Genomic DNA, 13,727 nt, shown 5'->3' with positions numbered 1-13,727 from the left:
ACCCAGCGGTGTTGCGTGATCACGAACGCCTTGTGACTGACGGGTTAAGCGCCGATCCGGGGCATTGATGGCGATTTCAAGCAGTTTCCGATCGGTCCTGATCGGCCCCCTGACCGAGGGCGACCGCGAGCCGCCGCGCCTGCGTCACCAGCTGCGTCGACCCCTTCCGGGCCGCGAGCTCCGCGAGCCCCGGCACCTCCCCGGAACCGCCGGCCCGCTCCACGCACTCCGCCGCCACCGCGAGCAGCTCGCCCGTGCCGCGTACGGGCCCGGGGCCGCCGAGCACCGAGGGCAGCAGCGCGAGCAGCAGGTCGCCCACCGTCCGGTACGCGCCCGTCGCCGCCGCCGTACGGGCCGAGTCCGCCAGCCGGTTCGGCTTCACCGTGCCCTCGGCGAGCAGCTCCGCGAGCCGCGCCCCCAGCAGCCCCGCGTCCAGCTCGCCCCGCGAGGCCAGCACGAGCAGCGCGTCCACCGCCGTCAGCCGGTCCTCCACGTGCCGGAAACCGAGCGCGACCGCGAGCGCGCAGTGCACCGCCGGACCGACGGGGCCGTCCGCCTCGGCCAGTGCGGTGAGCCCCTCGGCGACGTCCCGCTCCTCACCCCGCGCCCCGGCCGCGAGGACCGGCAGCAGCCAGGCCGCGAAGGTCTCCCGGTCGTCCGGGAGGACGGCCGGCCACAGCGGACGCCGGCCCGAGCCGGGCCAGTGGGCGCAGCCGCGCGCGTGCTCCGCCACCGACGAGCCCAGCCAGTGGAAGGCGGCCGGGAACTCGTCCCGTATCGCCCGCCGCTCCCGCACCGCCACCACCAGCCGGTCCGCGAGCCACCACCGGCCGGAGCGGTCGTCGCCGCTCCGGGCCAGGAAGCGCAGACCGGGCGACAGCGTCTCGTCCGCGGTCAGCCACTCCGCCAGCCGGTCACCCGCGCGGGTGCCGAGCGCCGCCGCGCCGGCGGCCGCGTCCGCCGCCTCCGAGCCGCCCTTGCGGACCCGCAGCAGCGCCTGCGCCAGGTCCAGGGGCAGCGGATCGACCCCCGCGTCCCGGTACTCCCGCAGCCGCTCCACCAGCACCGCCGGATCGATCGCCCCCGTGTGCCAGGTGGGCGCGGCGAGCAGGAACGGCACCGGCTTCTCCGTGATCACCAGCCACGCCGTCTCCCACACCCGCGCGTCGATCACCTGCCCCAGGGCCGTGTGCGCACAGGACGCGGACTCCGACCGACGCCTCCGGGCGGCGTCCAACTGACCCGGCCGCACCAGACCCAGCAGCGCCGCGAGCACCGTCGTCAGACCGTGCGAGCCGAGCGCGCTCGTGTGCCGCCCGCTGTTCAGCCGGTGCGAGCCCGCGAACGCCTCCCGCACCGCCGCCTTCAGCGCCTCCCGGTCCCGGTGCGCATGCCGTACGAGACCGTCGAGGGCCCGCTCGAACGCCTCCGGATCCTCGTACGGACGCCGCTCCAGCGCGACCAGGTCCGCGACCAGCTCCGCCACCGTGCCGGCCGGCGGCGCCACCGGGCGGCGCTCCGGCGCGGGTGGCAGCACCTCCTCGTACGGCGCCTCGTCGGCCACGGCCGCGGCCACGCCGAACAGCTCCGCCGCGGCCTGCCGGTGGACCGGGCTCAACAGCTCGACAGAACCCGCCAGTTCCGCCCGTACCCCGTCGTCCACGTGCTTCAGATGACGGCCCACCAGGGCCAGTACCCGCTCCTGGACCGCGGTGTCCTCGTGTCCGAAGGCGTCCGTGACCGCCGGCAGCAGCTCCGGCGCCGCGCCCGGATCGCGCCGCAGCACCTTGCCGAGCAGCGTCAACTGCGCCCGCACCAGCTTCTTCTCGCTGCGGAACAGCACCGAGCCCGACATCTCCGCCAGCTCGCCCACCGTGAGCCCGCCGTCGAGCGCCAGCTCGGTCAGGACCGCCTGGGCGTGCCCGGCCACCGGCGACGGCCCGTCCGCCGCCATGCCCAGCCAGTCCGGCACCCGGGCGCGCCGCTCCTCGTCCGTGGTGCCGAGGATCTGCAGAAGCGCCAGCGGGAAGCGCAGGTCACGGGCCCGGCCGCCGCGCAGCAGCCGGGACACGCAGCCGTCCACCAGCACCGCCCGGTCGAGCACGCCCTCGTCGGCGAGGGTCTTCAGGGCCGTCGGCCAGTGCGTCGGCGCGTCGGGCCCGACCGACCAGGTGAGCCGGTCCGGGGTCTCCGTCAGGGCCAGGACGTGCGGCAGCAGCACCGGCGTCTGCGGGTCCTCGCGCAGCCGCGCCGTCAGCCGGTGGTCCGTCACCGCCCGGATCCAGCCGCGCAGATAGCCCTCGGTGGTCGGCACCGGGCCGCCCGCGCGCTCCACCAGCGTGCGCACCAGGCGGTACTCGTCGTCGGCGAAGCCGGGGCGGGCGGCCAGCCGGCCCGCCACGTCCGCGAGCCAGGCCGGCTCCCGGTCCGCCAGCACGTCCAGGAGGCCGTCCACGGTGTGCCCGCCCCAGCCGGTGAGATCCCGCGAGGCGATCCAGGTCGCCGCCGCGGCCGGGCCCGTGTGACAGGCGGCGCCCGCCACCCGCAGCGCCCTGCGCGCCTCGGTCTGCGCGGTCCACTGCTGCCAGTCCCAGCCGCGCACCTCGGCGCGCAGCTCCTTCAGGCGCGGCAGCAGCCGCTTGCGGGCGGCGGCGTCCAGCGGCTCCAGGAGGGCGGGCACCTCGGTGTGCCGTCCCGCCCGCACCGCCGCAAGCAGCCGCTCCGCCGCGCCCTCCACCGCGGTCATGGCCGCGGTGTCCGTCGTGGCCGCCGTTTCCGCTGTGGCGGCCGTGTCCGTCGTGTCCGTCGTGGCCGTCGTGTCCGTCATGGTCCCCACCGCCCCCGTCATGGTCCGTACCGTCCCCGCTTCCGTCCCCGTCGTCGTCATCGCGCGGCCTGCGTGGCCGCCCCGACGGAGGCCGGCGCCGTCTCGACCGTCACCCCGCGCCGGGCCATCCGCACCGCGAGCGCGTGCTTGCACGGGCCGCGCCGGCCCCGGTGGTCCGCCCACCAGGCGCAGGTGCAGCTCAGGCGTCCGTCGGCCGCCTCCCGCACCTGGTAGCGGCGCTCGCCGGACACGACCGTGGCGAGCTCGCCGTCCAGCGCGACCGCGCCCGCCGCGAGCAGGGCGCGGGCGGACAGCAGCCGCGGGTTGTGGCGCTCGGCGCGGTCGGCGTCGTACGGCAGCTCGCGGTGGAAGTAGGCCGCCTCGGCCACGTCGTAGCCCACCCGGCCGGCCGTGCCGAGCCGGGTCAGCGCCGCCCGCACCCGGTCCACCGGCAGGCCCGACTGCTCGGCCAGGTCCGCGAGGTCGATGCGCGGCTCCCAGGCGAGCAGCACCGAGATCAGCTCGGCGTCCCCGGCGGCCTCCTCCGTGGCCAGCGACTCCAGGACTCCGCCCTCGCCGGAGAAGCCGCGCGCCGGGTCGGGGGAGAGGGTCAGGGTGAGCCGCATGCCCGGCAGCTCCACCTCCCAGGCGCTCGGCGCGGCCGCCCCGTCCGGCACCGGCCCGTACACCCGCAGCGCCACGGCGTGCCGGAGCACCCGCTCAAGCGCGACGAGCCGGTCGGGGCCGGCGAGACAGACCGCGCCCGGCACCGGCCGGGTGGTCGGGCGCAGGGTCCGGCCCTGCTGCACCACCCACAGCGGGCCCCGGCCGCGGGCCTGGCCGCGCGGCAGCGAGCGCAGGAAGCGCACCGCCTCGGCACCGGACAGCTCGGCCCGCAGGTCGAAGCCGGCGGACGAGACCTGCGCCTCGGCGAAGCCGCGCAGCCAGCGGTCCGGCAGCGGCACCTTCTTCTCGGCGACCGGGCCGTCCAGGGTGGTCACCGCCAACTCGTCCGGCCCGACCCGCAGATGCAGCGGGTCGGTGCCGGTCAGGCGCGACAGGGCCTCCCGCAGCGGGTTGTTGACGTCGACGTTGGTGGTGCCGTGTCCGGTCTCCGCCCCGTCGAGACCGGCGCTCAGCACGTCCAGACGCGCGTACACCCCGCCGCAGCCCGAGAAGGACTCGAAGCGCAGCCGGTCCCCGTTGCCCGTCACCACCGGGTCCAGCGAACCGGGTCGCATCCGCTGGTGGTAGCGCGCCGCCGCCACGTCGGCCACGGCGAGCAGCCCGCGCGCGGCGATCTGCGGCGAGCTGAGGAACCCGGAGAAGAACCGGGGCCGGGCCTCGGCGCCGCGCGGCGTGCGGCCTCCCGAGGTCTCCAGGCCGAGCGACCGCCCGGAGCCGGCGGTCTCCAGGACGGACGGGCGTGCGTAGGCGAGCGCAGTCAGGGATCGCGTCATGGGAACGACCGTAGGACCCACCACTGACAATCGCCCGAGCCCGAGCCCGAGCCCGAGCCCGAGCCCGAGCCCGAGCCCGAGCCCCCGGCCCCCGGCCCCCGGCCGAGCGCCGGGCCCGGTCGGACGCGCCCCCGTCCGGCCGGGCCCCGGTGCCGTGCCTACTGCCCCACGCGCCCCGGCTGGAGCGTCCGGCTGAACAGCACGAGACCGCCCTCCGCCCGCAGGCGCACCGTCAGTTCCCCGCTGTCGCCGTCGATGTCGACCTCGCCGAAGTGCTGCGGGGTCTCCATCGGCGAGAGGTTGGCCCGCTCCGGGGCGCGGACGAAGACGCGGTCCGGGCCGAAGGTGGCGTCCAGCTTGTTGGCCGGGAAGGCGCCGGCCGCGAGCGGGCCCGAGACGAACTCCCAGAACGGGGCGAAGTCCTTGAAGGCCGCGCGCTCCGGCGCGTAGTGCTGCGCCGAGGTGTAGTGCACGTCGGCGGTGAGCCACAGCGTGCCGGTGATGCGGCGGTGCTTGATGAAGCGCAGCAGCTCGGCGATCTGCAGCTCGCGGCCGAGCGGCGCGCCCGGGTCGCCCTGCGCGACCGCCTCGAAGTCGGTCGCCCCGTCGGTGACCACGAGGCCCAGCGGCATGTCGGCGGCGAGCACCTTCCACACCGCACGCGAGCGCGACAGCTCCCGCTTCAGCCACTCCAGCTGCTCCGCGCCCAGGATGCCGGTGGTGTCGTCGGCCTGCCGGCCCGGCGAGTTGGCGTTGCGGTACGAGCGCATGTCGAGCACGAACACGTCGAGCAGCGGACCGTGGTGCACCACCCGGTGCATCCGGCCCTCGGCGCGGGTCTCGCCCACGCGCGCGTGCAGCGTGGAGACCGGGAAGTACTCGGCGAAGGCGCGCGAGGCGCGGGCCGCCAGGACGTCCACGTCCTTCTCGGTGTAGCGCGGGTCGTCGAGGATCTGGCCCGGGTACCAGTTGTTGCGCACCTCGTGGTCGTCCCACTGCACGATGGTCGGCACCTGCGCGTTGAAGGCGCGCACGTTGTGGTCGAGCAGGTTGTAGCGGAAGTTGCCCCGGTACTCGGCCAGGGTCTCGGCGACCTTCGACTTCTCCGGCGTGGTGACGTTCCGCCAGACCCGCCCGTCGGGCAGCGTCACGGAGGGCTGGATGACGCCGTCCGCGTAGATGGTGTCGCCGCTGCACAGGAAGAAGTCCGGGTCTAGCCGGCGCATCTCCTCGTACGCCCGGAAGCCGCCGATGTCCGGGTTGATGCCCCAGCCCTGCCCCGCGATGTCGCCCGACCACAGGAAGCGCACCCCGTCGCGGCGCCGCACCGGGGCGGTGCGGAAGGTGCCGGTGACCGGCTCGCCGGTGCGCCGCGGGTCGTCCGGGTCGGCCAGGGTGACCCGGTAGTGGATCTGCTCGCCGGCCGGAAGACCGCGCAGCGCGGTGGTGCCGGTGAAGTCGGTGCCCGGGCCGAGCAGCGGGCCGTGGTGCCGGTGCACCCGGCGGAACGATTCGCTCGCCGAGGTCTCCACGATCATGCGGGCCGGCCGGTCCGAACGGACCCACACCAGACCCGAGTGCGCGGTGACGTCACCGGTCTGCACGCCCCACGCGGCCGTCGGACGCCCGGAGAGCGCGAACGCCGGGCTCGCGAACGCGCCGCCGCCGGCGGCGAGGGCGGCCGCCGACGCGGCGAGCGAGCCGCGCAGGACCGTACGACGGGCGGGTGCCGGGCCGCCGGCCGCCGGGCCGGGGGTGGGCTGGGACATCGAACGCCTCCAAGGGGTCTGCGGACCGGGACCGTCGCCCCGGCCACGGCTCCGGGGACCCGGGCCGCGCCCCATGCCTAGCGCCCGGGGACGGCGGGCAGCCGAACCCGGCGTGAACAACCCCTGCCCGGAGCCCCGTTCAGCCGTCCTGCCGACCGCCGTCCCGCATCGCGTCCGCCAGCAGCCCCACCCCGCGCGCGATCTCCGCGGGCGCCAGATGGGCGTAGCCGATCACGAGCCGCACCGCGCCGTCCGAGGGGCGGGCCGTGCCGTGGTCCTCCAGGGGGCGCAGGGAGACGCCCGCGGCCCATGCCCGCTCCAGGAAACGGGCGGTGGGCCCGTGGCGCGGCGGCAGACGGGCGATGACGTGGAGGCCGGCGGCGATACCGGTGACCTCCGTACCGGGAAAGTGCCGGTCCAGGGCGGTCACCAGGGCGTCCCGGCGCTCGCGGTACGCACGCTGGCAGCGGCGCAGCTGCCGGTCGTACCCGCCGCCGGTGACGAAGCGGGCCAGCACCGCCTGGTCGAGCACCGGATTGCCGAGGTCCATGGTCCGCTTGCGCTCCACCACCTCGTCGAGCAGCGCCTCCGGCACCAGCATCCAGCCGAGCCGCAGGCCCGGCGCGAGCGACTTGCTCACCGAGCCCGCGTACGCGACCCGCTCCGGGTCGAGGCCCTGGAGCGCGCCGACCGGCGCCCGGTCGTAGCGGAAGTCGCCGTCGTAGTCGTCCTCCAGGACGAAACCGTCCACCGCCCGCGCCCAGTCGAGGAGTTCGGCCCGCCGCCGGGCCCCGTAGGCGATGCCGGAAGGGAACTGGTGCGAGGGCGTGACCACGACCGCCCGGACCCCGGACGCGGCCAGCGGCCCCGGGACGAGGCCCTCCTCGTCCAGCGGCAGCCACACCGTCTCCAGGCCGGAGGCGGCGAACAGCCGGCCGTGCTCGGGGCTGCCCGGGTCCTCGATGCCGACCGAGGTGTGGCCGCGCGCCCGCAGCGCGAGGCCGAGGAGCGTCGTCGCCTGGGCCACCCCCGAGCACACCACGAGCCGCTCGGGGTCGGCGACCACCCCGCGCCGCCGCGCCAGCAGCGCCGCGAGCGCGGCCCGCAGTTCGGGCAGGCCCCGGGGGTCGGGGTAGCCGAGCCGGCGGTGCGGCAGCTCCGCGAGCACGGCCCGCTGGGCGGCGCCCCACGCGGCCCGCGGGAACAGCGACAGGTCCGGTGTGCCGGGGTGGAAGTCCACCCGCACGCCCGGCGGGCGCGGCGCGAGGTCCCGTACGCCGGGCGCGGCGGCCCGCGCGGCCCCGCCCACCCAGGTCCCGGACCCGCGGTCGCTGCGCAGATAACCCTCCGCGACGAGCTGTTCGTACGCCTCGGTCACCAGGCCCCGCGAGACCCCGAGGTCGGCCGCGAGCGCCCGGCTCGACGGCAGCCGGGTCCCGGCGGCGAGCCGTCCCGTGCGCACGGCCTCCCGCAGCGCCTCCTGGAGCGACCGGCCGCGCTGCCGCGCCGGTGCGGCAGCGGCGGGCAGCAGCAGTTCCCAGGCCGGTTGCCCCCGCATCCCCACGCCTCCTCCCACTTCCTGTTCCCGGTCCCCGCCCCCAGGGGAGGGCCTCATGGACCGACGGCCTCATGGCCTTGCCGACGGCCTCACAGGATCAGGTCCCGCAACCAGCCGAGCACGCTGAACATGATCACCGCCAGGATCACGAAGAAGGCGATGCAGCCCACGTTCACCCAGTTCCAGCCGCCCTCGCCGCCCGGCGGGCCGTCGCCCCGGCCGTCACCCAGCTCCCCGTCGATCCAGTCCATGCGCTTCCCCCCAAGTGGTCCCCGATGTCGTCAGGGAAGTGGACCTCATCATCGGGTGCCGCGGTTCCTAGCGTCGACATCATGAACCCGAACTCCCTGCGCGGTGTGCTCCTGGTCACCGTCGCCTACGCCCTCGTCGGCGCCTCCTTCACCGCCAACAGCCTGCTCGGTGCCTATCCGTACGCGGGCGGTCAGGCGCTGCGCTACGCCGCCGCCTGCCTCTTCCTGCTGCCGCTGCTCGGCGGCCGGGCCGCGCTCGCGCCGTTCCGCTCCCTGACCGCGCGCCACTGGCTGCGGATCGCGCTGCTCGCGGCGGTCGGCATGGTCGGCTTCAACCTCGCGGTGCTGGCCGCCGAACGGACCGCCGAGCCGGCCGTCCCCGGCGTCCTGGTCGGCTGCGCGCCGGTCGTGGTCGCCGTCCTGGTGCCGCTGACCGAGGGCCGGCGGCCGGCCAGGCCGGTGTTGTACGGGGCGGTGCTCGTCGCCGCCGGCGCCTTCGCCGTGCAGGGCTGGGGCCGCACCGACCTGGCCGGCCTCGGCTGGTCGGTGGCCGCGCTCGCGGGCGAGGTCGGCTTCACGGTGCTCGCGGTGCCGGTCCTGCGGCTGCTGGGGCCCAAGCTCCTGACGGCCGTGGTGTGCGGGGTCGGCGCGGTGGAGGCGGCCCTGGTCGCGGTCCTCGTCGACGGCACGGCGGCGGTGCGGATGCCGACGGCGGTGGAGGCCGGGGCCCTGGTGTGGCAGGCGCTGCTCGCGACCGTCGTCGGCTTCGTGCTCTTCTACATGGGCGCCCAGCGGATCGGCATGGAACGCGCCACGCTCTACACCGGGGCCATCCCGGTGGCCGCCGCGCTGACCGCGGTGCTCGTCGGCGAGGGCAGTTTCGGCGCGGCGCAGGCCGTCGGCGGCCTCCTGGTGGGCGCGGGGGCGGCGCTCGGCACCGGCCTGCTCGGCCGAAGCGCCGGTCTCGGTGCCGGCCGTGACCGCTGCCGTGACCACGACCACGACCACGACCACGACGGCGTTCGCACCCACGCCGACAGGGCTTCGGACGGGGCGTCAGACGGCCGCGCTGCCGTCCAGGATCACCCGGGCCACGAGGGCGGGGTCGTCGTTCATCGGCACATGGCCGCAGCCGGGCAGCCGCACGAGCCGGGCGGCCGGGATGGCCTGCTTGGCGCGGACCCCCTGGCGGCGCAGCAGCAGCCGGTCGCGGCTGCCCCAGGCGATCGTCACGGGCAGCGCGCCGACGTCCTCGCGGAACCGCACGGTGCGGCCCGCCGCGAGGGTCTGCTCGAAGCCGGTGGCCTTCCGCAGGGACAGCGTCTCGGCGACGGCCGACTCGGGTGAGAGCCGGGCCGGGCGGGCGTAGATGGAGCTGGTGAGCAGGGTGCGGCCGGCCGCGCTGCGGGACAGGCGCTCGATCAGCGGCAGCGGCATCGCCCGGGCGGCGCCCCGCATCGCGCGCAGCGTGGTGAAGGCGTAGCGCCGCTCGGCCTCCGACCAGAAGCCGGCGGGGGAGAGCGCCGTGACCGAGCGCACCAGCTTCTCCCGGCCCAGCTCCAGGGCGAGCAGGCCGCCCAGCGAGTTGCCCGCGACGTGCGGCCGGTCGATCCCGAGCGCCGCGCAGAAGCCGGTGAGCACCGGCACCACCGTGGCCAGGTCGTACGCGAGCGGGGCCGGCAGCGCCGGGGAGGCGCCGAAGCCCGGCAGGTCGACGGCGATCACGTCCCGCTCGGTGGCCAGCACGTCGATGACCGGCTCCCAGGCCTGCCAGAGGTGCCCGATGCCGTGGAGCAGCAGCAGGGGTTCGCCGACGCCCCGCCGTTCGTAGGTCACGGTGACCGTGCGCGGCCCCGCCGCGGATTCCACGGGGAACGAGATCTGTGCGGACATGGCTGCTCCCTGTCGTACCGGCACTCGGTGCGGGACACCTGCAAGACACCCTGTCAGCAACAATTACCGGTGAGTAGAGTCGAGTTCAAGAGGCGCGGGCGGACGGAGCCCGGGCCGCACTGGACACGGGCGGGCCCGTGGGCTGGGATGGGCACGTGCCGACCGAGATGCCGACCGACCTCACCGACGTCTTCGAGGAGCACCGCGCGCTGCTCACCGGCGTCGCCTACCGCATGCTCGGCCGCGCCGCCGACGCCGAGGACGTGGTGCAGGAGGCCTGGCTGCGCTGGACCGCCGACGACCGCACCGGCGTCCGCGAACCGCGCGCCTTCCTCGTACGGATCACCACCCGGCTCGCGATCGACCGGCTCCGCCGGCTCCAGTCCCGCCGCGAGTCCTACGTCGGCCCCTGGCTGCCCGAGCCGATCGTGACCGACTTCGGGCCCGCCGTCCCCGACACCGCCGAGCGGGCCGTGCTCGCCGACTCGGTCTCCCTCGCCCTGCTGGTCGTCCTGGAGTCCCTCTCCCCGCTGGAGCGCGCGGTGTTCGTGCTGCGCGAGGCCTTCGGCCTTCCCTTCGCCGAGATCGCCACCGCCCTCGACCGCACCGAGGCCGCCGTGCGCCAGCTGGCCGGCCGGGCCCGCAAGCACGTCGACGAGGGACGGCCGCGCTACGACGTCGACCCGGCCCAACGTCGCGACCTCACCGAGCGGTTCCTCGCCGCCGCGGCCGGCGGCGACCTGGAGGGGCTGCTCGCCCTGCTCGCCCCGGACGTGCGTCTCGTCGGCGACAGCGGGGGCAAGGCCAAGGCGCCGCTGCGGATCATGGAGGCCGCCGACAAGATCGGGCGCTTCATGGTCGCCGTCGCCCAGGACATGGGGGAGTCCTACGAGTTCCGCTTCGAGGAGATCAACGGCGGCCCCGCGCTGGTCGTCCTCCTCGACGGCACGGTGGACGTGGTCTACCAGGTCGACGTACGGGACGGGCGGATCGCCTGCATGTACATCCTGCGCAATCCGGACAAGCTCCGGGGTCTCGCCCTCGGCTGATCCCGGCCGACCCCGGATCCCCGGCCCGCGCCGCCCCCTTGGCGCCCCCGGCCCCCCGCCGCCCCCTCGTCACCGCGCCCGCCCGCCCCGCCCGGAGCCGACCGCTCCGGGCGGGGCCTCGTGCTGCGCGGGCCTCACGGAGACACGAACGTCCTGTGAACGATCTAGGTCAGAGGGTCACATTCGGGGCCGTCCGGCGCAGGATTGGTCTTGACCAAGGGGGTGGCGCCCCTTATGGTCGCAGAGTTAGTGCAGGAACCTTTAATAAACAAGGGCGCGGAAAAACGCCGCGGGACACGGCGAATGTGCGGAGGATCAGGGTGGGGACCACGCAGCTCGAAGCAGCACCGGAGCCTAAGTACTGGCACCTCAAGACCGTGATCAGCGAAGCCCTCGACACGGACTTCGCGGTCGGCGAGATCCTGCCCAACGAGCGTGAGCTGGCGGCCCGGTTCGGCGTCGCCCGCGCGACCCTGCGGCAGGCCCTGGAGCAGCTCGAACTCGAAGGCCGGCTGCAGCGCCGCCGCGGGGTCGGCACCACCGTCGCCCCGCCGCGCGTCGGCGTCGACGTCTCCACCACCCAGCACGCCTGGCCCGGCGCCGCCGACGAGACCTGGCAGGCCCTGGACGCGGGCACCGACACCGCCCCGGCCGCCGTCCTGCGCCTCCTCGACGCGCTGCCCGGCGAGCGGGTGCACGTCGTGCGCCGGCTGCGCGTCACCGACGGCACGCCCGTCGCCGCCGAACTGCTCTACGTGCCCGCCGGTTCCGTGCCCGGCCTCGACACGGCCGCCGCCCCCGAGGGCCCCGGCGGGGCCCGCGCCGTCCTGCGCGAACTGCGCCGACTGGCCCTGGAGGGCCAGGACCGCTCCGTCGAGCTCGGCTCGGCCCGCGCCGACGACGCCAAGGAGCTCGACCGCCTGCCCGGCTCCCCGGTCCTCGTCGTCACCACCCGCTACCTGTCCGGGGGCCGCACCGCCGCCGTCTCCGTGGCCACCTACCGCGCCGACACCTGCCGCCTCACCTTCGGCGACTCCGGCGACCTGGCCATGGCCTCCTGACGACCCCTCGCACCGACGGGGACGGCCCCGGGCACACCGCCCGGGGCCGTCCCCGTGTTCCGCGTCGCATCCGGCCCGCACCGCGGCCGGCGACGGCTCAACGCCGCGCGGACACCGTGCCGTCCACGGCGAACAGCTGCTCCTCCACGTGGTCGAGCGCGAGCCGCAGCGCACCCGTGGCCACCGCCGCCTCGCCGAGCAGGGAGAGCGCCACCCGCGGCGGGCGCAGACAGAACCGCGCCAGCTCCTCGCGCAGCGGCTGCAGCACCCCGTCCAGACCGGCCGCCCAGCCGCCGATCACCACGAGCTCCGGATCGAGCGCGAGCACCAGTGCCGCCACGTCGTGCACCAGCCGCTGGATGAACCGTTCCACCGCCGCCTGCGCCGCCGCGTCGCCCTGCCGGGCCAGCGCGAACACCTCCGCCACCGCCTGCTCGTCCAGCGGGTGCAGCGGCTCGTCCGTCGGCGACAGCAGGTGCTCCGGGGTCACGCCCCGGCCGAGCAGGTGCAGCGCGCCGATCTCGCCGGCCGCCCCGCCGTACCCCCGGTGCAGCCGTCCGCCGATCAGCGAACCGGCGCCCGGGCTCAGCCCCGCGAGCACGAAGACGAGGTCGTCGGAGTCGGTGGCCGCGCCCTTCCAGTGCTCGGCGACCGCCGCCGCGTTGGCGTCGTTCTCCACGATCACCGGGCAGCGGAAGGAGCGCCGCAGCCGCTCGCCGAGCGCGAGCCCCGTCCAGCCCGGCAGCGCGGTGCCCAGCCGGACCGTGCCGTCCGCCTCCACGATGCCCGGCGTGCCGACGCCGACCGCCCGCAGGTTCGACCGGGGCACCCCGGTCCGCCGCAGCACGTCCGCCACCACCGCCCGCACCCGGTCCAGGCGCTCGTCCTCGGGGGCGGTCTCGGACACCTCGCGCGAACCGGCGCCGACGATCCGGCCGTCGAGGCCCGAGATCAGCGCGGCGACCCGGTGCGGACCGATCTCGACGCCCAGCAGATGCCCGGCCTCCGCGCGGAAGCGGAACCTCCGGGCCGGCCGGCCCTGCCGCCGCGTCTCGCCCTCCTCGGGTGCCGCCTCGACGACCAGACCGCCCTCGATCAGCCCCTCGGTCACCCCCTCGACCGTCGGCCGGGACAGACCGGTGATCCGGGTCAGGTCCGTGAGCGTGAGCGCGTCGGAGCCCCGCAGCGCATGGAGTACCACCGCGGAGTTGATCCGCCGCAGCAGCGACGGGTCCCCGCCGGTCAGCCGCCCCACCGTGTGTCCTCCCAGCTCGCGCGTCCTTGGCCGGATGTTACTCAATGGACCCGGGCCCGGCGAGCGCCGCCCGCGGGCCGGTCCGGGCCCCCGGCGGCCCCGCCGGGCCGCCGGGGGGTGACGCACCGCCAACTGTTGTCAGTGGCGGGCGGTTTACTGGACTCATGGAGACGGCACAGCACCTCGCGGCGATCGACGAGCTGGTCGGCCGGGCCTTCCCGGAGCGCGACGAGCGCACCGGCCTCCGGGACAGCGGCCCGGGGTACCACGTGGCCGCGCTCACGACCAGCGAGGAGTTCTGGGAGGACGACGGCACCCGCCGATCGGCCGTCGAGGAGCAGTACGAGGCGGAGCGGGACGGCCTGTCGGAGCTGCTCGCCGTCCGTTGGGGCCCGCCGCAGGTCCTCAGCCTGTGGTCGGTCCTCGACCGGAGCATGTCCGGCGAGGACATACCCGAGCCCTGGGGCGTCCTGAGCAACCACACCCCCGACCTGCACCTGTGGCGCGCCGAGCGGCGCTGGATCGCGCTCGGGGTCTCCCAGTGGGACGACGAGCTGCCCTTCCAGCTGCTCGCCGTCGTCACCACGGTCGACCCGCCCTGACC

The 13,727-nt window shown here is 76.0% G+C and carries 10 protein-coding genes and 1 pseudogene; 4 read left to right on the top strand and 7 right to left on the bottom strand.

What is annotated here, in order from left to right:
• Positions 1-76 precede the first annotated feature (76 nt).
• The 5 genes from ACIGW2_RS15870 to ACIGW2_RS15850 all read right to left on the bottom strand — a co-directional run bounded on the left by ACIGW2_RS15870 (position 77) and on the right by ACIGW2_RS15850 (position 7,865).
• On the bottom strand, positions 77-2,827 hold the full coding sequence (locus ACIGW2_RS15870; protein ID WP_399844016.1) for a DUF6493 family protein: 2,751 nt from the start codon (positions 2,825-2,827) through the stop codon (positions 77-79).
• 56 nt (positions 2,828-2,883) lie between these two features.
• Positions 2,884-4,287 carry an SWIM zinc finger family protein gene (locus ACIGW2_RS15865; protein ID WP_399844015.1) on the bottom strand — a complete coding sequence of 468 codons (1,404 nt, stop codon included), beginning with the start codon at positions 4,285-4,287 and terminating at the stop codon, positions 2,884-2,886.
• A gap of 158 nt (positions 4,288-4,445) precedes the next feature.
• Positions 4,446-6,056 (bottom strand): alkaline phosphatase D family protein, encoded by a 1,611-nt coding sequence (locus ACIGW2_RS15860; protein ID WP_391656354.1) that lies wholly within the window; start codon positions 6,054-6,056, stop codon positions 4,446-4,448.
• Between the two features lie 139 nt (positions 6,057-6,195).
• Complete coding sequence (locus ACIGW2_RS15855) at positions 6,196-7,614, bottom strand: PLP-dependent aminotransferase family protein (RefSeq protein ID WP_391656353.1); 1,419 nt, start codon at positions 7,612-7,614, stop codon at positions 6,196-6,198.
• Positions 7,615-7,703: 89 nt separating this feature from the next.
• Complete coding sequence (locus tag ACIGW2_RS15850) at positions 7,704-7,865, bottom strand: hypothetical protein (RefSeq protein ID WP_356074519.1); 162 nt, start codon at positions 7,863-7,865, stop codon at positions 7,704-7,706.
• A 24-nt stretch (positions 7,866-7,889) separates the two neighbouring features.
• Here ACIGW2_RS15850 and ACIGW2_RS15845 point away from each other — a divergent pair.
• A pseudogene (locus ACIGW2_RS15845) lies at positions 7,890-8,786 on the top strand (DMT family transporter); the annotation flags it as partial.
• A 135-nt stretch (positions 8,787-8,921) separates the two neighbouring features.
• Here ACIGW2_RS15845 and ACIGW2_RS15840 read toward each other — a convergent pair.
• Complete coding sequence (locus ACIGW2_RS15840; RefSeq protein WP_391656352.1) at positions 8,922-9,758, bottom strand: alpha/beta fold hydrolase; 837 nt, start codon at positions 9,756-9,758, stop codon at positions 8,922-8,924.
• 167 nt (positions 9,759-9,925) lie between these two features.
• Between ACIGW2_RS15840 and sigJ the strand changes: the two genes are divergently transcribed.
• Both sigJ and ACIGW2_RS15830 read left to right on the top strand, forming a co-directional pair.
• Positions 9,926-10,807 carry an RNA polymerase sigma factor SigJ gene (gene sigJ / locus ACIGW2_RS15835; RefSeq protein WP_391656412.1) on the top strand — a complete coding sequence of 294 codons (882 nt, stop codon included), beginning with the start codon at positions 9,926-9,928 and terminating at the stop codon, positions 10,805-10,807.
• Between the two features lie 320 nt (positions 10,808-11,127).
• A complete protein-coding gene (locus ACIGW2_RS15830; RefSeq protein ID WP_391656351.1) occupies positions 11,128-11,868 on the top strand; it encodes a GntR family transcriptional regulator in 741 nt (246 codons plus the stop codon).
• Between the two features lie 97 nt (positions 11,869-11,965).
• Here the strand turns inward: ACIGW2_RS15830 and ACIGW2_RS15825 are convergent, their stop codons facing one another.
• Entirely contained in the window at positions 11,966-13,123 is a 1,158-nt protein-coding gene (locus ACIGW2_RS15825; RefSeq protein ID WP_356074511.1) for an ROK family transcriptional regulator, read from the bottom strand.
• A gap of 164 nt (positions 13,124-13,287) precedes the next feature.
• Here ACIGW2_RS15825 and ACIGW2_RS15820 point away from each other — a divergent pair, with 164 nt between their 5' ends.
• On the top strand, positions 13,288-13,725 hold the full coding sequence (locus tag ACIGW2_RS15820) for a hypothetical protein (protein ID WP_391656350.1): 438 nt from the start codon (positions 13,288-13,290) through the stop codon (positions 13,723-13,725).
• Positions 13,726-13,727: the final 2 nt, after the last annotated feature.

This window comes from Streptomyces sp. NPDC053541, from assembly GCF_044544705.1.
GTDB lineage: Bacteria > Actinomycetota > Actinomycetes > Streptomycetales > Streptomycetaceae > Streptomyces.
The sequence above is the reverse complement of the archived record's forward strand: the minus strand, read 5'-3'. Positions and strand labels throughout refer to the sequence as shown.